This window comes from Microbacterium hominis (assembly GCF_013282805.1).
Taxonomy (GTDB): Bacteria; Actinomycetota; Actinomycetes; order Actinomycetales; family Microbacteriaceae; genus Microbacterium; species Microbacterium hominis_B.
In genome coordinates this window covers 974045-996305 of record NZ_CP054038.1, presented here as the reverse complement: position 1 = coordinate 996305, position 22261 = coordinate 974045, and the positions used below count along the sequence as shown (strand labels likewise).

At 71.3% G+C, this 22261-nt stretch carries 19 protein-coding genes; 6 read left to right on the top strand and 13 right to left on the bottom strand.

The annotated features are described in order from the left end of the window. Window positions 1-2: 2 nt before the first annotated feature. From HQM25_RS04270 to HQM25_RS04250, 5 genes are all read right to left on the bottom strand, one after another. Window positions 3-605, bottom strand: coding sequence for a DUF305 domain-containing protein (locus tag HQM25_RS04270; RefSeq protein ID WP_172989118.1), 603 nt, complete (start codon window positions 603-605; stop codon window positions 3-5). 81 nt (window positions 606-686) lie between these two features. Beyond that, entirely contained in the window at window positions 687-1184 is a 498-nt protein-coding gene (gene lepB, locus HQM25_RS04265) for a signal peptidase I (protein WP_172989117.1), read from the bottom strand. After that, complete coding sequence (locus tag HQM25_RS04260; RefSeq protein WP_172989116.1) at window positions 1181-1891, bottom strand: DUF305 domain-containing protein; 711 nt, start codon at window positions 1889-1891, stop codon at window positions 1181-1183. Before HQM25_RS04260 ends, lepB begins: the two co-directional genes overlap by 4 nt. A 94-nt stretch (window positions 1892-1985) precedes the next feature. Beyond that, a complete protein-coding gene (locus tag HQM25_RS04255) occupies window positions 1986-3950 on the bottom strand; it encodes a hypothetical protein (RefSeq protein WP_172989115.1) in 1965 nt (654 codons plus the stop codon). 17 nt (window positions 3951-3967) lie between these two features. Next, window positions 3968-4801 (bottom strand): hypothetical protein, encoded by an 834-nt coding sequence (locus tag HQM25_RS04250; protein WP_172989114.1) that lies wholly within the window; start codon window positions 4799-4801, stop codon window positions 3968-3970. Window positions 4802-5054: 253 nt separating this feature from the next. On the opposite strand from HQM25_RS04250, the gene HQM25_RS04245 reads away from it, so the two are divergent. Next, window positions 5055-6494: an APC family permease gene (locus HQM25_RS04245; protein WP_172989113.1), complete on the top strand. Its 1440-nt coding sequence runs from the start codon at window positions 5055-5057 to the stop codon at window positions 6492-6494. Window positions 6495-6496: 2 nt separating this feature from the next. After that, window positions 6497-7237 (top strand): IclR family transcriptional regulator, encoded by a 741-nt coding sequence (locus HQM25_RS04240; RefSeq protein ID WP_254359767.1) that lies wholly within the window; start codon window positions 6497-6499, stop codon window positions 7235-7237. Between the two features lie 10 nt (window positions 7238-7247). Here HQM25_RS04240 and HQM25_RS04235 read toward each other — a convergent pair whose 3' ends face one another. Together HQM25_RS04235 and HQM25_RS04225 are read right to left on the bottom strand one after the other, a co-directional pair. Beyond that, window positions 7248-8951 carry a helicase HerA-like domain-containing protein gene (locus HQM25_RS04235; protein WP_254359766.1) on the bottom strand — a complete coding sequence of 568 codons (1704 nt, stop codon included), beginning with the start codon at window positions 8949-8951 and terminating at the stop codon, window positions 7248-7250. A 1107-nt stretch (window positions 8952-10058) separates the two neighbouring features. Then, on the bottom strand, window positions 10059-10745 hold the full coding sequence (locus HQM25_RS04225) for a phosphatase PAP2 family protein (protein WP_172989111.1): 687 nt from the start codon (window positions 10743-10745) through the stop codon (window positions 10059-10061). Between the two features lie 34 nt (window positions 10746-10779). Here HQM25_RS04225 and HQM25_RS04220 point away from each other — a divergent pair, with 34 nt between their 5' ends. Beyond that, window positions 10780-11274, top strand: a complete 495-nt coding sequence (locus HQM25_RS04220; RefSeq protein WP_172989110.1) for a nitroreductase family deazaflavin-dependent oxidoreductase — start codon at window positions 10780-10782, stop codon at window positions 11272-11274. A gap of 32 nt (window positions 11275-11306) precedes the next feature. On the opposite strand, the gene HQM25_RS04215 is transcribed toward HQM25_RS04220, so the two are convergent. After that, window positions 11307-12632 carry a multidrug effflux MFS transporter gene (locus HQM25_RS04215; protein WP_172989109.1) on the bottom strand — a complete coding sequence of 442 codons (1326 nt, stop codon included), beginning with the start codon at window positions 12630-12632 and terminating at the stop codon, window positions 11307-11309. Window positions 12633-12833: 201 nt separating this feature from the next. Between HQM25_RS04215 and HQM25_RS04210 the strand changes: the two genes are divergently transcribed. Both HQM25_RS04210 and HQM25_RS04205 read left to right on the top strand, forming a co-directional pair. Beyond that, window positions 12834-13553 carry a DUF3105 domain-containing protein gene (locus HQM25_RS04210; protein WP_172989108.1) on the top strand — a complete coding sequence of 240 codons (720 nt, stop codon included), beginning with the start codon at window positions 12834-12836 and terminating at the stop codon, window positions 13551-13553. A gap of 11 nt (window positions 13554-13564) precedes the next feature. Beyond that, window positions 13565-14254: a DUF305 domain-containing protein gene (locus HQM25_RS04205; protein WP_172989107.1), complete on the top strand. Its 690-nt coding sequence runs from the start codon at window positions 13565-13567 to the stop codon at window positions 14252-14254. A gap of 81 nt (window positions 14255-14335) precedes the next feature. Here the strand turns inward: HQM25_RS04205 and HQM25_RS04200 are convergent, their stop codons facing one another. The 3 genes from HQM25_RS04200 to HQM25_RS04190 form a co-directional block, all read right to left on the bottom strand. After that, window positions 14336-15304, bottom strand: coding sequence for a carbohydrate ABC transporter permease (locus HQM25_RS04200; protein WP_172989106.1), 969 nt, complete (start codon window positions 15302-15304; stop codon window positions 14336-14338). Next, the gene (locus HQM25_RS04195; RefSeq protein ID WP_172989105.1) at window positions 15304-16443 is read right to left on the bottom strand and encodes a carbohydrate ABC transporter permease; all 1140 of its coding nucleotides are present in this window, start codon (window positions 16441-16443) and stop codon (window positions 15304-15306) included. The genes HQM25_RS04200 and HQM25_RS04195 overlap by 1 nt, the downstream gene beginning before the upstream one ends. Before the next feature lie 106 nt (window positions 16444-16549). After that, on the bottom strand, window positions 16550-17881 hold the full coding sequence (locus HQM25_RS04190) for an ABC transporter substrate-binding protein (RefSeq protein ID WP_172989104.1): 1332 nt from the start codon (window positions 17879-17881) through the stop codon (window positions 16550-16552). A gap of 253 nt (window positions 17882-18134) precedes the next feature. On the opposite strand from HQM25_RS04190, the gene HQM25_RS04185 reads away from it, so the two are divergent. Then, entirely contained in the window at window positions 18135-19196 is a 1062-nt protein-coding gene (locus HQM25_RS04185; protein WP_172989103.1) for a LacI family DNA-binding transcriptional regulator, read from the top strand. 87 nt (window positions 19197-19283) lie between these two features. Here HQM25_RS04185 and HQM25_RS04180 read toward each other — a convergent pair whose 3' ends face one another. Together HQM25_RS04180 and HQM25_RS04175 are read right to left on the bottom strand one after the other, a co-directional pair. Beyond that, window positions 19284-20414: a Gfo/Idh/MocA family protein gene (locus HQM25_RS04180; protein WP_172989102.1), complete on the bottom strand. Its 1131-nt coding sequence runs from the start codon at window positions 20412-20414 to the stop codon at window positions 19284-19286. Further along, complete coding sequence (locus HQM25_RS04175; protein ID WP_302182849.1) at window positions 20411-22234, bottom strand: DUF6807 family protein; 1824 nt, start codon at window positions 22232-22234, stop codon at window positions 20411-20413. The genes HQM25_RS04180 and HQM25_RS04175 overlap by 4 nt, the downstream gene beginning before the upstream one ends. Window positions 22235-22261 lie beyond the last annotated feature (27 nt).

Sequence of the window (22261 nt, the reverse complement as noted above, 5' to 3'; positions counted from 1 at the left end):
GGCTAAGCCCGCCGCGCCGCCACTTCGGCCGCGGCTGCTTCAGCCTCAGCATGCACGAGCGGGTGGCCCGGCGCGGCCAGCGTCTGGGCGGCGAGGTCATGGATGCCGGCATCCACCCCGGCGCGCAGCGCGAGGTAGAGGTCCTCGGCCTCGGGGCCGTCGGCCGACGAGAGGGCGCCGCGCTGCGATCGGGATGGGATGCCGGGCATGGCGGCGTGATCTCCATGGCCCGAGCAGGCGCCATCGTCGGTGGGTTCGAGCGGCCGGGCCGGCGCCCACTCGACGTACCAGGCGCGCAGTGCGTCGAGCTCCTCACGCTGATGCGCCGCGTCGGCCGCGGCGGCATCGCGGGTCTCGGCGGAGATGCCGTCGGCGGCGAGCACCACCGTGGCGAGCTCGTCGGCTTCGACACGGTAGAAGATCATGGCCTCGACGAAGCAGAAGTCGGATGCGCCGACCGGCTCGGCGCTCGGCGACCCCGACGCGGTCGCGACGACCTGCGCCGGCGCGGATCCGCCGGAGGCTCCGGCCAGCGCGACGGCGGTCGCGCCGCCGGCGACGACCAGCGCGAGCGCGACGCCGACCGCGAGGACAGGTCTGCGCACGGGTCGACGCCTTTCACGGGAGGAACCCGTTCAGCGTAATGGCGCGCACCCGTGAGGGCGCTGAAGGGGGCGCGCTCGGGCTCACCACCACGCCCGCACGACGCCGAGCACGTCGTCGACGGCGACACCGCCGTGGCCGGGATCGTCGAGCCCCGCGCGCGAGTCGAGCGACGCGCCGCGGTTGTCGCCCATCACGAACACGGTGCCCCGCGCCACCGTGATGCGGAACGGGATGCTGCCGCCCGGCCGCTCGCCGTCGACGAAGGGCTCGTCGACGGCGATGCCGTTGACGATCAGCCGGCCGGTGCCGGGCTCGCAGCACACGACCTGATCGCCCGCGACGCCGATGACGCGCTTGATGAGGGTGGCGCCCGCGACGCCCGACCACCCGCCGCGGTCCTCGATCAGCACGATGTCGCCGCGGTGGGGCGTGGAGACCCGGTCGTAGACGACCCGGGTGCCGGCGCTCAGGGTCGGCGACATGGAGTCGTGCTCCACGTGGGCGACCCCGATCGCCGCGATCACGCACACCGCGCCGACGACGGGCGCGGCCGCGGCGGCGAGCCCGCGCCAGGTCACGGAAGGAGTTCGCGCAGGGCGGTCATCGCGGCGATCTCCTTCTCCTGCTCGACCAGGACGTGCTTGGCCGAGGACCGGACGAAGGCGTTGGCGCCCTCGGTGACGGCGAGGGCGGCCATCTCCAGCGCCCCCTCGTGGTGGACGATCATGAGGTCGAGGAAGAGTCTCTCGGCCGCCGCGCCCTCCGCCTCGCCGAGGGCGGCGAGCTGCGCCGGAGTCGCCATGCCCGCCATCCGGCCGTGGCCGTGACCGGCACCGGCGTGGCAGCCGCGCGCGATCTCGCCGGCGGCCGCATCATGCGCGCTGTGCGCGGCGGAGCCGTCGCCGGCCCCGGGCGGCAGTGCCTTCTGCCACGCCGTCTGCCAGGCGCGCATGGTGTCGATCTCGGCGGACTGGTCGGCGACGATGAACTCCGCCAGTGCCCGCGTGCGCTCCCCCACCCCGCCGGCGGCGAGCACGAGCCCGCTCAACTCCAGGGCCTGGGCGTGATGCGGGATCATCGCCTCCACATAGCAGTAGTCCACCGTCGTCGGGTAGCGCTCGTCGATCATCACGACGGGGGTCGCGGGTGCCGCGGCGGTCGCAGCGGATGCCGCCGGCGCGGCATCCGCATCCGGCGGCGTGCTGCCGAGCACGACCGTCGCCACGGCACCGAATCCGGTGGCGACGGCGACGATCAGTCCGATGCCGGCGATCAGCTTGCGCATGGGATCCCTTCGGAGAGTGCGGGGCGGCCCGCTGGGGTCGGGCCGCCCCGCGAGGGGCGCATCAGCGCGTCAGCGCGTCAGCGGGTCCAGCGGGTCAGGCGGCAGCCTCGGCGGCAGGGCGCTGCTGACGGCGCAGGTGCCATGACAGTCCCGCGAGTCCCGTTCCGGCGACCAGCAGCACCAGCCCCGAGAGGGCCCAGCGGTTGGCGTCGGATCCGGTCGCGGCGAGCGCACCGAGCACGGCCGCGGGCGACGCGGAGGCGACCGTGAAGGTGCCCTCCGCGACGGTGCCCGAGGTCTGACCCGTCAGCACCAGCGTGTGCTCGCCCGTCGCGACGTCGGAGGGCACGATGAACTGCGCCTTCACCACGCCGCTGTCGTCGGCGACGAAGGTGCCGACGTCGATCGGGTCGGAGTGCAGCACGGCGCTCACCGTCTCGCCCGGCGCGAAGCCCTCGGCGGTCGCGGTCTGCGCGGCGCCGGGTGCGACCTCTGATGCTCCGAAGACGATCGGGTTCGCGGCGGTCTCGCCCTCGCTGCCGCCGTCGGCCGGAGGCGTGCTCCCGCCGTCGGCGGGAGGCGTGGTTCCGCCGTCGGTCGGAGGCGTGGTTCCACCGCCCGTCGGGGTCGGCGTCGGGGTCGGCGTCGGGGTCGGCTCGCCCTCTCCCTCGGCCGGGGTCGGGGTCGGAGTCGGCTCGGCCCCCTCGGTCGGCTCGGGCGTCGGAGTGACCGTCGGGGTCGGGGTTACCGTCGGGGTCGGCGTCGGGATGTTCGGGTTCGGAACGCCGCGCATGTCGCCGTTCACCCACTTGCGCCCCTCGGGGATGATCGGGTTCTGTGCGGCGAAGTCGCGCGGGTAGAGGGTGAAGCCCTGCCAGTGGATCGGCATCGGGCTCTGGTCCTCGTCGCGGTTGATGTGGTGGAAGCCCACGTTCACCCACGCCACCGGGTCGTCGAGCGTCTCGCCGTCGGCGATGTAGTCGGTCACCATCTGGCCGGCCTTGCTCGGGATCAGGTTGTAGCTGGCGTGGATCTCGTCGGACTTCGCCTGCGTGAACGCGATGTCGTAGTCCGTCTCCGGGTTGAGGTTGTAGGCCGAGTCGCGCGGCACGATGATCTCGTACGAACGGGCGTGGCCGTCGGCGTTCAGGCTCACCGGGTTGACCACCCGGTACGCCTCGCGGTTCGCGCCCATCGTCTTGGTCTCGGTGGTGATCGGCGTGATCTCGGTGTTCAGGATCGCGGTGTGACCCGTGTCGCCGGTGGTGCCGTAGTCGCCGGTGGGCGTGGTCGAGAACTTCTCGACGTACTGGCTCGCGCCGCTGTCGAGGCCGAAGTCCACGCGCCAGAAGGCCGAGTGGTAGTGGTTGACCGCGAAGTCCTCCTGGCCCTCGGCGAGCGGCCAGCCCTGGTTCACGACGTTCACATAGTCGTTGGGCGACAGGTCGCCGGTGGCGCCCAGTCGCACCGAGATCTCGCCGTCGTCGTGGAAGCGGTACTCGGTCTGGTACTCGTACCAGCCGATCCGCGACACCGAGTGCAGCACGAGGTCGGTTCCCTGCGCCGCGTAGAGCGCATCGCGGTTGATGTTCGAGCGGTACGCGATGCCCGAATCCTCCTCGCCGATGCAGACCGCGGGGATCTCGCCGCGGTTGGCGTCGACCCACGCCGAGCGGGTCTCGCCCACGACGCAGTCGACGGCCTCGAGAGCCTGCAGGCGGCGCCCGCCGACCTGGTAGGTGGTGACGTCGTTGTACTCGGTCGCGCCGGTGTCGTAAGGCACGTTGAGCTGCGCGAGCGCGATCGAGTCGAGCACGAGGAAGGGTGCGGCGTCATCACGGGGCTGGTAGGCGACCTTGTCGAGCACGAGCCCGCGGTAGGTGTCGATGCGCCAGCACATCTGCCAGCTCGACCCCGATTCGAGGGTCTCGGAGACGAGCGAGTCGCCGGAGCAGGATGCCTCGGTGACAGTCTGCGCCGAGGCGGGAAGGGGCGCGGCGAGGACGAGTCCTCCCGCGAGCACGGCGCCGACGGTCGCCGCGCTGAGAGTGCGCTTCATTCGGGTGTTCTCCCTGGTCATGAGATGGACAGGACGGTCTGGGTGGACAGGTTGACGACGTACGGTGTCGTGGTCAGGAACGCACCGCCGTTGACCTGCGCGAGCAGCTGCACGCAGCGGTCGAGGCCGCAGGTCTCGGCGCCGAACGAGCCGGCGTCGGTGGTGAAGGAGTGGGCGGTGAGCTCGACCTCGACCGATCCCGGCAGGAGGGCGGAGCCGCCGGTGAGGGTCGCGAACTCCGAGTGCAGCGGCTCGCCGAGCGGGGAGTCCAGCAGCAGCTCCCACGCCAGAGCGGTCTCCGCCTCGGTGGGCGCCGGCTGGGAGCCGGTGGCGCGCGCGGTCTCCTCGACGACACCATCGGTGACGTTGACGATCATGCTCACGAGCTCGTTGGTGCCGTAGTCGTAGTAGAGCGAGAGCATGCGGCGCTGCCCGTCGCCGTACGACGCCGGGTCGGCGACGTCGGTCGAGAGGAACTGCAGGCCGGGGTCGCCGAAGACGTCGACCCCGTCGACGAACGGCTCCGCCTGCGCGCCGAGGTAGCGGACGTACTCGACCTCCTCCCCGGAGAGCTGGTCGTAGGCGGCCGCGAGGCTCTCGGGCGCCTCGATGGGCTCCTCCGCCTTCTCGGGCGCGTCCTCGTCGGTGCTGTCGGCGGCGATGGGTGTGGATGCCGGCGCCTCGGGCGACGAGGTCGCCTGCACGGCGGTCTGGGTCGCGAAGACGAGGGCGACGGCGGCCGCGCCGGCGGTCACGCCGGAGGCGATGCCGAGCGTGCGCGGGGTGACCAGGCGCCGCCAGCGCGAGGGAGGCGGCGAGTCTCCCTGCGGCGAGAGCTGTGTGTCAGTCACAGGTTTCCTTTCGATGGGGCACGGCGACGCGCGATCGGCGTCGTCGCGATTCTGCGCGAGGCGGATTTCCCGGTCGTGAGCGGCCGCGAACGCCCGACGAAATCCGCATGAGACAGCCGAGACCGCCCCGCGGCGCGACGTCTCACCACGCGACACATCCGCGAAACACGCGTGGGCGCTCGGCGCAATCCGCGACGGCTAGCCTCACCACCCAGACAGCCCGCTGGCCCGACGCACCGAGGGGAGCGATCGCATGAGCGCACTCGCCGACGCGATCCGCCGCGGCGCGCCCCACACCGCCCTCGATCCCGCGTCGCCCTTCGCGGGCCTGCGCCGCCGCCACGCGCGCACGGTCGACATCGTCGCGCAGTCCGTCGCCGCCACCGCGCCGGCCGGGGTCCTGCTCATCCACCCCGGCGCGCTGTACGCGCGCAGCGGCTCGCTCGCCTTCCTCGACATCGTGGTGACCATCACGCTCGTGCTGGGCGTCGCGCTCGTGATCGGCATGTTCGCGCGCCGTATCTCGAGCACGGGCTCGCTCTACACGTTCACCGCGCGCGGTCTCGGTCCGCACGTGGGACTGGTCGCCGGCGCCGCGCTCGGCCTCGGATCGCTCGCCATCGCGATGAACACGATCAGCGGTGCCGCCGGCCGCATCATCCAGCTCCTCCTCCCCGGTGTCGAACCGCCGCCCCTCCTCACGGCCGGGCTGATCGCCGTGTTCGGCGTGGCCAACGCCCTCGTGATCGCACGCGGGCTGCGCATGTCGACCCGGATGCTGCTGATCGTCGAGACGATCGCGGTGCTCGCCGTGCTGGCGCTGAGCGTCTGGGCCCTGGCGGCGACCGGATGGGACCTGGCGCTCCTCGTGCCCCGCGCCGGGCACTTCTCGGCGGATGCCGTGATGACCGGGGTCGCGTTCGCCCTCATCGGGTTCGTCGGCTTCGAAAGCGGCGCGGCCCTCGGCCCGGAGACGCGGCGTCCCTTCGCGGCGGTCCCCCGCGCGATCCTGCTGAGCGTGGGCGCGACCGGGCTGGTGATGCTCGTCGGAACCGCCGCGCAGCTCTCGATCGTCGCCGAGAAGCCCGGGGCCGCATCGCTCACCGCTGTCACCGGGCTCCCCGGTCTGACCGATCTGATCGTCGGCGTCTCCTTCCTCGCCTGCTCCCTCGCGATGACCAATGCCGCCGTGCGCATCGCCTTCGCGATGAGCAGGGAGGGCCTCCTCCCCGCCGCGTTCGGGCGCACCTCGCCGCGGGGCGTACCGGCCCTCGGCGGGGTGATGCTGTCGTTGCTCGTGGCCGGTGCGCCGATCGCCGTGCTCGCCGCCGGCGGATCCCGGCAGGACATGCGCCTGGTGACCTCCCCCGCCTCCACGGTCGGGTTCCTGCTCGCCTACGCGCTGCTGTGCCTGGCCGCGCCGGTGTTCCTCGCGCGCATCGGCGAGCTCACCGCGCGCGCGACGGTGCTCGCGGCGATGCCGCTGCTGGGGCTCGGCGCCGCGCTCGGGTTCTACGTCGCGGCGACCGTGCGCGACAACCCGGGCGGATTCGCGTGGGCGGTCGCGGGCATCGCGGCGATCGCCACAGCCGGTGCGGTGCGTCTGCGGCGGCATCCCGAACTCGTGTCGCGCATGGGCATGCACGACTGGGCCACCGCGTCCGACACCATCGCCGGAGCGGATCGGCAGTGACCATGGGGGCGGCGTCGACGGGGGCTCGCCTGCCCGAGAAGGGACTCGGACTGGCGCTGGAGATACTCGAGCAGGTCGCCCGCCACAGCCATGGCACCACCGCTGCGGACATCGCGCGGGCGGTCGGCGCCCCGCGCGCGACCGTCTATCGCGTGCTGAACTCGCTCGTGCGCGACGAGTACCTGGTGCGCCGTCCCGACCTGTCGGGCTTCCTGCTCGGCGCGCGGGTTCTCGAGCTGGCGGCGATCGTCGACGCGCACCGGCGACCGCCCCACGCCGACGTCCTCACCACGGTGCGCGAGCGCACCGGCGAGGCGGTCCACCTGTTCGGCTTCCACCGCGCCGGTCTTCTGATCATCGATGAGGATCCGGCGCGCCCGCTCTCGGACCCCGCGACCCTGCTGGCCGACCCGCTCCGCTCGGCGATCGGCCATCTCTGGCTGCTGGACCACCCCGATCGCGACGCGCCGCGCGCGGCGCGCTGGCAGACACGCGTCAGCCGCGACGACGTGAGTGAGGTCACCGACGCGTTCTCGGTGCGCGGCTACACCGAGCAGGCCGCGCTGCTGGCGCCGGACCGCGGATGCCTCGCCGTGCCCATCCTCGACGCGCACCGTCGTCAGGTGGGAGCGATCTCGCTGTCGACCTCGATCGCGCGGCTGTCGGTAGCCGCCCGCCACATCGGCGCCCTCCGCGAGGCGGCGGGCGCGCTCGCGGAGGTCGATACGGTGCGCGCGGGCTGACCCGGGTGCGTCAGCGCCGCCCGGTGCCGAACAGGCCGCGGATCACCCCGGAGAGCACCGCTTCCGTCGACCGCGACGTGAGGATCTGCTCCAGCGGCGACGACGCCGCACGCGAGCGGCTGCGCGTCGTGCGCGAGGTGCCGGCGGTCTTCTTCAGCAGCCGCTCGTACTCCTGCTGCGCCTTGCGCTCAGCCGCGGCCTGGGCCTTGTCGATCGCAGCCTGCTGCTTCGCCAGCTCCGCCTCCACGCGCGCCTTCTCCAGGGCCGCGCTCTCGGCCGCGGACTTCTCGGCGGCCGCGTTCATGCGCGCGGTGAGGATCTCGCGGGCCGACTCGCGATCGATCGGCGTCCCGTACCGCGCGAGGAGCGGGGATGCCGCCACCGCGGCCTCGATCGCGGCATCCGGAGTCGGCGACATCAGCCCCTGCGGCGCGCGCAGTCGCGTCCAGGCCACGGGCGTCGGCGCGCCCTTCTCGCTCATCACGGTGACGATCGCCTCGCCCGTGCCGAGCTCCTGCAGCACCCGCTCGAGGTCGTACCCGCTCTTCGGGTACGTGCCGACGCTCGCCCGCAGGGCCTTCGCGTCGTCGGGGGTGAACGCGCGCAGGGCGTGCTGCACGCGGGAGCCGAGCTGCCCCAGCACATCGGCGGGCACGTCCTTGGGGGTCTGCGTCACGAAGAACACCCCCACGCCCTTGGAGCGTATGAGGCGCACGGTCTGCACGATCGCGGCGAGGAAGTCCTTCGAGGCGTCCCGGAAGAGCAGATGCGCCTCATCGAAGAAGAACACGAGCTTCGGCCTGTCGGCGTCGCCGACCTCGGGCAGGGTCTCGAACAGTTCCGCGAGCAGGTACATGAGGAAGGTCGAGAACAGCTCCGGGCGGTCGATGACCCCCGGCACCTCGAGGAGGCTGATGATCCCCCGCCCGTCGGGCGCGGTGCGGAGGAAATCGCCCACCTCGAACTCCGGCTCGCCGAAGAACACGTCGGCGCCGCCGTCGGCGAAGGTGATGAGCTCGCGCAGGATCACGCCCGCCGTCGCCGACGACAGACCGCCGAGTTCTTTCAGCTCGGCCTTCCCTTCGTCGCTGACCAGGTACGTGAGCACGGCCCGCAGATCGGCGAGGTCGACCAGGGCGAGGCCGCTGCGATCGGCGTAGTGGAACACGAGGCCGAGGCTCGATTCCTGGGTCGCGTTGAGTCCCAGCACCTTGCTCAGCAGCAGCGGCCCGAACCCCGAGACGGTGGCCCGCACCGGCACGCCCCTGCCGACGCCGCCGAGGGCGAAGTACTCGGTCGCCGAGGCGGCCGGCTGCCAGTCCTGCCCGATGCCTCGGGTGCGGGCGAGCAGCTTCTCGCTCGGTGTGCCAGGCGTGGCCACGCCGGACAGGTCGCCCTTGACGTCCGCGGCGAACACCGGCACCCCCTTGGCGGCCAGCTGCTCTGCCAGGCCCTGCAGGGTGCGGGTCTTGCCTGTTCCCGTCGCCCCCGCGACGAGACCGTGACGGTTCATCATCGCCAGCGGAATGCGCACCTGCACCTCGGCGAGCGGCTCGGTGTTCACGAGCGCGCCCAGGTCGAGCGTATGGGCGTCGAAGGCATAGCCGTCGCGCACGCGGGCGATCTCGTCGGCGTCGAGCGGGCCGCCCGGCGCCGCAGGCGCAGCGGATGCCGCAGGTGCAGTGGACGCGACGGGCGAAGCATCCACCCCCACCCCCTTGCCGAGATCAGGTGATCCGCCGGACACAGGCCGATCCACAGCCGAACCTTCCTGTTCTCGGCGGATCACCGGTTCTGAATCAATGGATGCCGCAGGCGAAGTGGATTCCGCAGGTGCAGTGGACGCGACGGGCGAAGCATCCACCCCCACCCCCTTGCCGAGATCAGGTGATCCGCCGGACACAGGCCGATCCACAGCCGAACCTTCCTGTTCTCGGCGGATCACCGGTTCTGAATCAATGGATACCGCAGGCGCAGCGGATGCCGCAGGTGCAGCGGATGCGGCGGGCGCGGCATCCGCCCCCACCCCCTTGCCGAGATCAGGTGATCCGCCGGACACAGGCCGATCCACAGCCGAACCTTCCTGTTCTCGGCGGATCACCGGTTCTGAATCAATGGATGCCGCCGGCGCAGCGGATGCCGCAGGTGCAGTGGACGCGGCGGGCGCGGCATCCGCCCCCACCCCCTTGCCGAGATCAGGTGATCCGCCGGACACAGGCCGATCCACAGCCGAACCTTCCTGTTCTCGGCGGATCACCGGTTCTGAATCAATGGATGCCGCAGGCGCAGCGGATGCCGCCGGCGCAGCATCCACCCCCACCCCCTTGCCGAGAACAGGTGATCCGCCGGACACAGGCCGATCCACAGCCGAACCTTCCTGTTCTCGGCGGATCACCGGTTCTGAATCAATGGATGCCGCAGGCGCAGCGGATGCCGCAGGTGCAGTGGACGCGACGGGCGAAGCATCCACCCCCACCCCCTCGCCGAGAACAGGTGATCCGCCGGACACAGGCCGATCCACAGCCGAACCTTCCTGTTCTCGGCGGATCACCTGTTCTGAATCAATGGATGCCGCTTGCGAAGACACCGCAGGCACCGCAGGCACCTCAGACACCGCAGACACCGCAGACACCGCAGGCGCCGCAGCGGCGGATGCCGTGGCACGCGCCTTCGCGGCGGCGGCCTCGGCGGCGGCGAGCGCGGCGCGCGCCTGCGCGGCCTTCAGCTCCGCCTCGGCGGCCTCGGCGGCGGCCCGCAGGCGGGCGAGCTCCGCTTCGGCGACGGCGGGATCGGGCGAGGCGGGCGCGGTCATGGCGCCAGCCTAGCCAGGCAGGTCGTTCCGCTGCGGCGCCCGCGCGCGCAGCCGCGCCTGCTCTGTGGCCAGCGGTCGCGCGAAGGCCGCGGCCACCAGCAGCGCGGCGCCGGCGCCCACCAGTGCCCCGCCGATCGTGTCGCTCAGCCAGTGCGCCCCGAGGTAGGTGCGTGTGAAGGCCATCGCGAGGGTCCACACCGCCCCGGCCAGCGCCACCCACCAGTGCGGGAAGATCACGAGCAGCGCGACGGCGATGGTGGCGGCGTTTGCCACATGCCCGGACGGGAATGAGCCGAAGTCCGAGACGACGATGATGTCCTCCGGTCGCGCGCGCCCGACAGCGTGCTTGAGGATCTGCACCACGCCGGCGCTGGCGGCCTGTGCGACGACGAAGTACAGCGCCGCCCAGGGGCGCCGCACCAGCACGAGGATCACGCCCCCGACCACGGGCACCGCGAAGACGCCGAACCAGCCACCGCCGAGGAAGTCCATCGCGTACGCGAACCACAGCGCGACGGGGCCGCGGCTCGCGGCGAGCAGGTCCTGCCATGCCCGGTCGATCCCGAAGGTCTCGTTCCCCAGCCCGACGAAGATGCCGACCGCGAGCAGCACGCCGGCCGCGAGCAGGCCGACCCCGATCCACAGGGGCCGACGGTAGTTGATCTGTGTGCGTCCGTGCTGGTCAGCGTTCGGCATCCCGCCATCATGCCGCATGGAGCACAATGGGGACGTGACCCGCGTCGTGGATGTCGTGCGGGCGGCGATCGCGCCGCTGACCCGCACCCGCGTGTTCCGGCGCGCGATCGGCCCCGCTGTGCTGCCGCCGCTCGAGGCGGTCATCGGCCGGCTCACCGGTGGCCGCGTGCAGGTGAGTGCGCTGCTGGTGCCCTCGCTCGTGCTCCACACGGTGGGCGCCAAGTCCGGTGCGCCGCGCGACGCCGCGCTGATGTACACGCCCGACGGCCAGGGCCGCGCCATCGTCGCGGGCACGAACTTCGCCGGCGCGCGTCATCCCGCGTGGACGACGAACCTGCTCGCCCATCCCGACGCCGCCATCACCGTGCGCGGCCGCCGCATGCTCGTGCGCTCGAGCCGCGTCCCCGACGCCGAGCGCGATGCCGTGTGGCGACTCATCGAGGCGCAGTGGCCCGGTTATCGCGGCTACGAGCGGGACTCGGGCCGCACGGTCCGTCTGTTCCGGCTGCAGCCGGTGCGGGAGCACTGACCCCGCCCCGGCCGCGCACCCCACGGCACCGCCTACGGCGCGAGGCGCTCCACGGTGCGCGGGCGCACGACCAGCCACAGCGACAGCACGCCGATCACCGCGCAGCCGGCCATGACGGCCGCCATCGTGGTGGCCGTGATGCCGGCATCCTGGGCGATCCAGCCCACCATGGGCGAGATGATGCCGGCGACGCCGAAGTTGCTCGCGCCCACGATCGACTGCGCCGTGCCGGCGGCGTTGCCGTGCCGGTCCAGGGCGAGCACCTGCACGCACGGGAAGGTGAAGCCGCACGCGGTCATGAAGACGAACAGCGGCACGATCGTGCCCCACAGGCCCAGGCCCAACTGGTCGGCGACGATGATGGCGGATGCCGCGACCACCAGCACCCCGGTCGACCACGCGAGCACCCACTGCGGTCCGAATCGGGCCGCCAGCCGCGCGGCGGTCTGCACGCCGACGACCACGCCGAGGGAGTTCACGGCGAAGAGGATGCCGTACAGCTGCGCGTCGAAGCCGTAGGTCTCCTGGAACAGGAACGGCGAGCTCGACAGGTACGAGAACAGTCCGCTGAAGGTCATGCCGCCGATGATGAGCACGCCGATGAACACGCGGTCGCTCAGCACGCTGCGGTATCGCTGCCAGACCGTCGTCGTACCCCGGTCGTGGCGCCGCGCGGGCGGGAGCGTCTCGGGGATGAAGGCGATCGCCGAGATGAGCATCACCGCGCCGTAGACGGCGAGCACGACGAAGATCCCCCGCCACGGCATCACCAGGAGAAGCGCCGAGCCGATCAGCGGCGCGAGCACCGGGGCCACACCCGACACGAGGGCCAGGCGCGAGAGCATGACGACGAGGCGCCGGCCGCCGAACAGGTCGCGCACGATCGCGGCGGCGACCACGCCGCCCGCCGCAGCACCGGCGCCCTGGAGCACGCGGGCGACGGAGAGGAGTTCGAGCGTCGGTGCGAAGGCCGCGGCCGTGCTCGCCAGCACGTGCAGCGCCGTCACCGACAGCAGCGGCAGCCGGCGACCCACCTTGTCGCTGAGGGGGCCGACGATGAGCTGCCCGAGGGCGAAACCGATCATCGTGCCGGTGAGGGTGAGCTGGATCGCCGCCGCGGTCGTGTCGAAGTCTGCCTCGAGCGTCGGGAACGCCGGCAGGTACAGGTCGATGGTGAACGGCCCGAGCGCGGTGAGCGCGCCCAGCAGCACGATGTAGAGCACGCGGCGGCGCGTCGAGATCGAATCGCCGGGATGGAGCACGATCGGCGCGGTCTCGGGGTTCGGCCCGAGGGTGCGGATGGCTCCGGTCGTGGTGCCCGGGGGCGTGGCAAGGGGAATCGGTGAAGTATCGCGCACGTGTGTTTCGTTTCAAGTGTCCGTCGAATCGACTCGTCGAATCGATTCGAAAGGACGATGATACCGGATGCCGCCCGGCGGCGCGGCATCCATCCCGGCGCCTTCCCAGCCCCGCCGCGCATTCGCTCGCATAGGATTGCTCGAAACCCGTTCCCTGGCCCGCAGCCGCACGCTCCGGGCGCCCGAGCCGAGATCAGCGACATGACCCCGACATCCCCGCGCCCCACCGACAAGCGCACGAGCGGAAACCCCGCCACGCAGGCCGACATCAATCTCACCGTCAAGCAGCAGCGCGAGCAGAAGCGCCAGGAGAAGCTCGCCGAGTATCAGCGGCAGCTCGCCAAGCGCCGCCGCAGCAAGCTCGTGTGGTGGGTTGTGGGCGTCGTCGCCGCCATCGCCGTGATCGGCGCGATCGTCGCCTCGATCGTGTTCGCCCCCGCGGCCCCGCCGACCCTCAGGCCCGGTGACGGCGACAGCTCGTCGATCGAAGGGGTCGAGACCTTCTCCAACTCGGCGACGCACGTCGAGGGCGCGGTCGAGTACGCGCAGACCCCGCCCGCCGGCGGCGACCACAACGCCGTGTGGCTGAACTGCGGCGTGTACACCCAGCAGGTCCCCAATGAGAACGCGGTGCACTCGCTCGAGCACGGCGCCGTCTGGGTCACCTACGACCCGGCCTCGGTGGATGCCGCCGGCGTCGAGGCGCTCGAGTCGCAGCTCCCCTCGAGCTACGTGATCCTCTCGCCGTACGAGGGCATGGACACCCCGATCGCCGTGAGCGCGTGGAACGCGCAGCTGAAGGTCGACTCGGCCGACGACGAGCGCATCGGCGAGTTCATCGAGGCGTACTGGCGCTCCACGAGCGCACCCGAGCCCAACGCCGCGTGCTCCGGAGCGTTCGACGCCCCGGGCAAGCAGTAACAGCGACCGGCATGATCGGCGATCCCGACTCCCCCGGCGCCGCTGCGCCCGACCGCCCGCGGTGGTGGGTGTACGTCCTCGTCGGACTCGGGATCGCCGCGCTGGCGTTCGCCGTCGGACGCTTCTCCACATTCGGAGCGTCATCTGCGGCATCCAGCCCCGGCAGCTCCTCGCCCGAGGCGGGGTTCTCCCGCGACATGCAGGTGCACCACGCGCAGGCGATCGAGATGGCGATGGAGATCTACCGCAAGACCGACGACCCCGAGCTGCGTGTGCTCTCGTACGACATCGCCACCGGGCAGGCGGGGCAGCGCGGTGAGATGTACGACTGGCTCGTGCAGTGGGGGCTCCCGCAGCGCAGCGGCACCATGATGCAGTGGATGGCCGAGACCGACGCGGGCCACGACCACGGCGTCTCGGCTACGGAGCCGCTCAGCGAGGATGACGCTCGCGGGGCCATGGGCATGGCCTCCGACGCCGAGCTGCGCGACCTCGTCGCCGCCACGGGCACCGAGGCGGACTGCCTGTTCCTCGACCTGATGATCCGCCACCACGAGGGCGCTGTCCCCATGGCGGAGGCGGTGATCGAGCTCGGCTCCGACGCCCGCGTGCTCGAGGTGGCCGGCGCGATCGTCACCGGCCAGACCGCCGAGATCGACGCCATGCGGTCGATCCAGGAGCGCCTCGGCTGCACCGGCTGACCATCCAGTCGGCGAGAATCGCCGCACGCACGCGCGGAAGCGGCGCGGTCCTGAAGGACCGCGCCGCTTCTGCTCCCCCGGTCAGCCCTTGGTAGAGCCGGCGAGCAGTCCTCTCACGAAGTATCTCTGCAGCGACAGGAACACGATCAGCGGCACGATCATGGCGATGAAGGCGCCCGCCGTCAGCAGGTGCCAGTCCTGGCCTCGGCTTCCGGTCATCTCCGCCAGCAGCTTGGTGATCGGCGCGACGTTTCCATCGGCGAAGATCAGCGCCACGAGCAGGTCGTTCCACACCCACAGGAACTGGAAGATCGCCACCGAGGCGATCGCCGGCATCGTGAGCGGCAGGATCAGCCGGAAGAAGATCTGGCCGTGGCCCGCGCCGTCGACGCGCGCCGCCTCGATCACCTCGCTCGGGATCTCCGAGACGAAGTTGTGGAGCAGGTAGATCATCAGCGGCAGGCCGAACATGGTGTGGGCGATCCACACCTGCGCGTACCCGACCGACCCGAAGGCCTGGATCACGGGAATGCCGAAGACGGTCCCCTGGGCGAACAGCTGCAGCACCGGCACGAACGCCATCTGGATCGGCACGATCTGCAGCGCGAACACGAAGACGAACAGCCAGTTCTTGCCTCGGAAGTCGATCCACGCGAAGGCGTACGCCGCGAGCATCGCGAGCGACACCGCGAACACGGTGACGGGGATCGTGATCGCGAAGGAGTTCACGAACGCCTGGGCCATGTTCAGCTGGCTGTTGCCGCTCTGGAGCGCTTCCCCGTAGTTCTCGAGGGTGAAGCCCCAGTTCTGGAAGATCGTCCACCAGCCGCTGGTGTTGATGAGCTCCCGCGGGCGGAACGAGGTCACGAGCAGACCGAACGTGGGGATCGTCCACGCGATCGCGATGACGAGCGCCGCCGCGGTCGCCCACGGGGAGCTCAGCCGCTTCTTGGTCTTGCCGAGCATCTGCGCCTCGGACTTGCGCTCTCCGCGCTTGATGCGGCGGGCATCCTCTGCCTCCATGGGCAGATCGACGGGCTGAATCGCCATCAGCGCACCTCCCTCTGCTTCTTGAGCTGCACCGCGTTGTAGATGACGATCGGCATGACCATCACGAAGAGGATCACCGCGAACGCGGCCGATCTTCCGACCTCGAACGCCACGAACTGCGAGTACATCTCGTTGGCGAGCACCGAGGTGCTGTTCGCACCGGCTGTCATCGTGCGGACGATGTCGAAGACCTTCAGCGACGCGATCGAGATCGTCGTGAGCACGACGATGAGGGCGGGCCGGATGCCGGGCACGACGACGTTGAAGAACCGCTGCCACGCGTTCGTGCCGTCGAGCTCGGCTGCCTCGAGTTGTTCCGTGGGAACGCCCTTGATCGCCGCGGACAGCACGACCATGGCGAAACCGGTCTGGATCCAGATGAACACGACGATGAGCCAGAGCGTGTTCCATGGGTTGTCGGCCAGGAAATTGTACGGCTGGCCGCCGAACCACACGATGACCTGATTGAGGAAGCCGATCTGGTTCTGTCCCTCGGGGCGCGGCGTGTACATGAAGCGCCAGATGATCGAGGCGCCGACGAACGAGATCGCCATCGGCAGGAACACGAGGATCTTGTAGTACTTCTCCCCGCGCGTCTTGTCGATGAAGTACGCATACGCGAGCCCGGCGACCGTCGAGACGATCGGCGCGATCAGCACCCAGATGATCGTGTTCACGATGACCCGCACGTTCTGCGGCTGGGTGAACACCCAGACGAAGTTGTCGAGCCCCACGAACTCGGTACCGCGGGAGTTCATGAACGCCTGGAACGTGGTCTGGATCGTCGGCACGACCAGACCGAACAGCAGGAGGATCATCGCCGGGGCGAGGAAGCCGACCAGCTGGAAGATCGAGCCGGGGCCGTCTTTGGCCCGGCGATCGAGGAAGTAGAAGCCGAGGCCGAGCACGGCCGCGACCGCGATCGCCCACTGGTACGACTGCAGCAGCCACAGCACGAGTGCGGGGCCGATGATGCAGGCCGCCAGCCGCACGATCGTGTAGGCGCGACCGGGCCGCGGGGAGATCTCGATGAGGAACAGGATGAGGGCGACCACCACGAGGAAGACGCCGACGATGATGACGATCTCCAGCCAGGGGTTCAGCGTGGAGAGCCACTGCAGGAATGCGGGTAGCGACATGGACGGCCTTTCGAGTGCGTCTGTGGACTCGGGCTGACCCGGGCGGCCTGGGCGAGGTGGAGAACGGGGTCGCCCCCGGGCGAGACGGCCCCGTTCTCAGATCACCTCAGCTCGACGGCCAGCCGGCCTCGATCTGCTCGAGCACCGTGTCGACGGCCGTGCCGTTCACGTAGTCGACCATGCCCTTCCAGAACGTGCCCGCTCCGACGGCCGACGGCATGAGGTCGGACGCATCGAACCGGAACGTGGTGGACTCGTCCTGGAGGATGGCGATCGCCTGCTCCAGGATCGCGCTCGACGCGTTCGACGGGTCCAGACCCGAGTTCGCGCTGATCACGCCGCCGAGGGAGACGCGGCTGTTGGCCCACTCGGGGCTGGACAGGTACTCCAGCACGGCCTGGGTCGACTCCGAGTCGTCGAACGCGCCGACGATCTCGCCGCCGCCGGTCACGACCGCGCCGTCTCCGTCGCCGCCGCCGAACCCGGGCGTGATGAACGCCCAGATGTCGCCGTCCTCAGCCACCGTCGCGCCGGCGTCGGTGATGAAGCCGTCGAAGAACGATGCCTGGTGGTGCAGCGCGCAGTTTCCGTTCGCCAGCTGCGTCGCCGAATCTCCGAACGCGTTCGTCACGATCGTGTCGGTGCCGCCGAAGCCCGCGTTGACGTATTCGGGGTTCAGCGCGATCTTGCCGAACTCCTCGAACGCCGACTTGATCTGCGGGTCGGTGAAGGGAACCTCGTTGGCGACCCACTGGTCGTAGACGTCGGTGCCCGATTGACGCAGCACGATGTCCTCGACCCAGTCCGTGCCGGGCCATCCGGTGGCGGCATCGGAGCCGAATGTGATGCACCACGGCGGCTCGCCGGTGTCGGCCTGCATCTGGGCCGTCAGGTCGAGCAGGCCCTGCCAGTCGGTCGGGATCTCGTAGCCGTTCTCCTCGAACTGGGACGGCGAGTACCAGATCCAGCCCTTGACGCTCGCCATGAGCGGCGCGCCGTAGAGGGTGTCGTCCACGGTGCCGTAGGCGGCCCAGTCCTCACTCCAGTACTCCGCGACGTTGTCGGCGACCGCCTGGGGCGCTTCGACCAGGAATCCGCGCGATGCCATGTCGGCGAGCAGTCCCGGCTGCGGGAAGATCGCGATATCGGGGGCCGTGCCGCCCTGGGCGCGCACGGCGATCTGGGCCTCGAACTCCTTCGACGACTCGTACTGGATGTCGATGTCGTTCTCTTCCTCCCAGTCGGCCCACGACTCCTCGAGGAGTTCGGCCTCGGTGTCGGCGATGGTGCCGTACACGGTCACGACGTTGTCGTCTTCGCCGCCTCCGCCGCCCCCGCCGGTGCTGCCGGGGCCCCCGGAGCACGAAGTGAGCGCGAGACCGGCCACGCCGGCCGCGGCGATCGAGATGAGGATGCGTCCTCGTCTCTGAGCCATCATGTGTCCTCCTCTTCGAGAGCGGGACGCGAGGCGCCCCTCGATGAATCAGTCATGCAGGAACTCGGGAACCGATTCCAGGCCAACCTACGGGAGTGGGATGCCGCGCACAACAGTCCCCGGATCACATCTCGATAAACCGGCGTTTCGGCCCCCTCCCCCGCACAGCGGCCGCTCTGGAACCGGTTCCGTTTTCGGCATCCATCACCTACCCTGAATCGGGCGGGCGACGACGCCTGCCATGGAGGGCAGTCGGGTGAGCGGGATCGCGAAGGTCGCCGAGCTCGCCGGTGTGTCCAAGTCGACCGCCAGTCGCGCCCTCACCGGCGCGGGGTACGTCTCGGAGTCGACCCGCGCGCGGGTGATCGCCGCCGCGGCGACGATCGGCTACGTCCCCTCCACGAGCGCCGTGAGCCTGGCGACGGGGCGCACGCGCACCATCGGCGTCGTCATGCCGTACGTGAACCGCTGGTTCTTCGCGGAGGTGCTCGAGGGCATCCAGGAGGCCCTGCTCGAACACGGGCTCGACCTCACGCTCTACGACGCGAAGCCCGGAAGCGCGGGACGCCGGCGCATCTTCGAGGACTTCCTCGCCCGCAAGCGGTTCGACGGCCTCATCGCGGTTGGCCTCGAACCCGCCGACGATGAGCTCGAGCGCATGCGCGCGATCGACCGGCCCTTGGTCACCGTCGTCGGCGAGGACCCCTCGACCAGTGTCGTCGCGATCGACGACGATCATGCCGTGCGCCGTGCGACCGAGCATCTCATCGCGCTCGGACACGACAGCATCGTCTTCCTCGGCGGCGGGGCGGGCTCGAACTGGGCGCACGTCGACAGGCGCCGGCTCGACGGCTATCTGGAGGCGATGGCCGACGCCGACCTCGGCGACCATGTGCGCCACGTCCCCTCGGACGTGTCGCTGCCCGGCGGCTACGCCGCGGCGGTCGACCTCCTGGGCGGTGCCCGCCGCACGCCCACCGCGATCGTCGGGGTCTGCGACGAGGTCGCGATCGGGGCGATCATCGCGTCGCGCCGGCTCGGCATCCGCGTGCCCACCGACCTCAGCGTCGTCGGCATCGACGACCACGAGTACGCCGAGATGTTCGCGCTCACCACGCTGGAGCAGGTGCCCCGGTCGCAGGGACTGGCGGCGGTGGAGCTCCTCCTCGCCCACATCGCCGACCCCGACCACGCCCCGCGGCAGGTGCGGCTGCAGGCGCGCCTGGTCATGCGCTCCTCGACGGCTCCCCCCGCCACGCACGAGACCGCCGCGGTGGGAGACATGCGCGTGCAGCGGAGGCGATTCGCCGACGAGTGAGCCCGGATCGTGGATGCCGCACCGCGGCGCCCTCGGGCCCGCGGTGTGCTACGCCCACCGCGGCGCGCGCGGCCTCTGCCGCCGCGGTCACCCCGCGGGCGCCGCCCACGGCGCACCGAGCTGAGCGAACGTCCGCGCCTCCCACGCGACCCGCTCGGTCCACTCCTCCACGCCGCGCACGACCCTGAAGCTCTCATCGCCGCCGCGGCGGACCTCGATGTGCGCGGCGCCGATCGACGCGGGCGCCGGCGCGGCGACGATCGACTCCAGCACGCGCGTGAACGCTCCGGTCGCGTCGAGCGGCACCCGCAGCGGGGAGCCGGTGCGGGCGTAGTCGACGAGATCGGCGAGCAGGCCCGCGCGCGGGAACACCCACGTGCGCGGCAGGTGTGCGCCGGAGGGGTGCAGCGAGAGCACGTCGAGCGTGTACCAGTACAGCGCATGGCCGCGTGTGCCGCGCAGGAGCACGTACGGCTCGTGCCGGCGCGCGGCCGTCACGGCGAGCCCCGCCGCCACCACCGTGCCCGAGGCCAGCGTGAGGAGCATCGAGGAGGTGTCGTCGGTGGCGATGTCGTTCGCGCGGTACATGTCCAGGTCGACTGCGACCACGTCGTCGAGCGCTGCCGCGCCGGCGATCGCGAGCGCCGTGGCCAGCGCGTGCGCGAGCGGGTTCGTCGCGGCGCCGTCGGCCACCAGTCGCCCTGCCCGCACGCGATGGCCGGCCCAGGGGGCTCGGCGCCAGTACTCCTCGGATCGCGACCACTGTCCGACGGCGCCGATGTGGACGAGGTCGCCGATCGCGCCGGAGGCGACGAGGTCGCGGGCGGCATCGATCCCGTCGCTGCCGAGGGACTGGAATCCGACCTGCACGCCGCGCCCGGCATCCATCGCCCCCTGGACCACGCGCCGGTGCTCCTCTCCCGAGACGACCGGAGGCTTCTCCAGAAGCACGTGCGCGCCCGCGTCCAGTGCCCGCAGCGTCAGGTCGGCGTGGGTGGGGATCGGCGTGCTGAGCACCGCGACATCGAGCGGGATGCCCGCGAGCATCGCCTCGGCGTCGGCGAACACGGTCGTTCCGTCGGGCACGTCGCCGCCGCCCCGGGGGTCGGCGACGGCGACGAGTTCGACCGCGCCCGCGCGCTGCAGCGCCAGCGCGGCATCCACGTGCGAGCGACCGTGACCGTGCACGCCCGCGATGCCGAGGCGGGGAAGACTCACAGTCCGGACTGCGCGCGCAGCAGCGGCAGGGCGCGCTCGACGGCGGCGGGCGTGGCCAGCAGCTCGTCGATGACGAAGGCGGTCATCTCCAGGTGCAGCTCCCCGCCCTCGGGGATGTGGCGAGGCTCGTCCCACGCGATGGCCGGACCCGCGCCGAGGTACTCCGCGACCCGCACGAACCACGGCATGACCTCGTCGCCGCCCTGCACCAGCACCACGGTGGTCTGCCGCTCGGGGAACGCGAAGGCGAGCCACTCCGTCGCCGCGCCGTGGATGTCGCGCTCGGCCGTTCCGGCGGGACTGAACACGCGGGCGATGTCGTGCGGGAAGCGCCAGAACAGACCTCCGTAGCCCGCGCCCTCCCGGCCGTTGGTGGCCGGCGAGCCGAAATCGATCGCGTCGAGCGTCGCCTTGAGGCGGCTGTGCCAGCGCAGCGCCCAGCCGTTCTCGAGCTCCGCCGACTGCAGCGTGCGCACCTCGACGAGCTGGGTGGTGCCGGTCTGGTCGACCCAGCTGAGCCGTTCGTCGAGGACGTGCCCGTGGATCTTCAGTTCGTCGCGGCGCTGGCGCCCGTGGTTGGGCACCATGACCGATCCCTCGTCGCGCACGAAGGTGCGCCCGCCCCAGTACGACGTGCCGTTCACGTCGGCGATGGCGAGGCTCATGCCCAGGTGGTGCGGGTGGTCGGTGGGCTGGGCCACGGTCAGCGGGGTGCCCGACACCGAGGTGACGTGGTCGAGGAACGGGCGCGGCGAGAGCACGGAATCGACCGCGGTGCCCTCGTCGTAGCGGGCCACGACCGTGCCGCCCAGGCGCAGCACCGGGTGGGCGGGTCCGAGCCAGCCGCTGGCGTGGGATGCCGGGCCCGAGCTCGCCCGCGGCACGAGCACCGGCCGGTAGAAGAGGGGGTGGTCGCTGGGCTCTCCGACGATCGCGTCGCGCAGCCTGTTCCACGCCTGGCGGCCGATCTCGATGCGCGGCACCGACATCGAGGTGAGCGGGGGTGCGGCGAAGCGCGACAGCGGGATGTCGTCGAGCCCCACCAGGGACAGCTGGGTCGGCACCTCGACGCCGACCTCCCGCAGCCGCGAGAGCACGCCGAGCGCCACCAGGTCGTTGAAGGCGATCGCCGCCGTCGCGCCCAGCTCCAGCACCTGGTCCGCCGCGGCATACCCCGACTCGATGCTGGAGCCGGCCGGCACGGTGAGCAGCTCGAGCTGCGGATGCGCGCGCTGCAGGTCGTCGAGCCCCGCCACGCGTCGGGCGTTCGCGTAGCTCAGCGGCGGCCCCGCGACGTAGGCGATGCGCCGGTGGCCGAACCCGATCAGATGCTCGCCGAGTTCGAGCACCGCGGTCTGGTAGTCGACCGCCAGCTGCGGCGCCCCCTCGACCTTGCGGTTGACGACCACGACCGGCGCCGCGCGCTGCAGCAGCTCCCGCAGTTCGGCATCCGCCATGCGCGGCGACACCAGCGCGAGCGCGTCGCATTTGCTGCGCGCCTCCAGGGCGATCTCGTACTCCGCGCCCGCGGCCTCGGCGCTGTCGGCGACCAGCACGCGGTAGCCGTCGCGCGCGGCGGCGAGGGTCATTCCCTTGAGCACGCCCTGGAACATCGGGTTCTCGAGGTCGGGCACGATCAGGGCGATCGTGTGGGTGCTCCCCCGCACGAGACTGCGCGCCGCTTCGCTCGGCGAGTAGTTCAGCGCGGCGACGGCCCGCGTCACCTTCGTGACGATCGCGGGGTCGACGGTGGCGACGCCGTTGAGCACGCGCGACACCGATGCCTGGGACACCCCCGCATATTCTGCGACCTGCGCCATCGTGATGGGCCGCGGTGTGACGTCGAC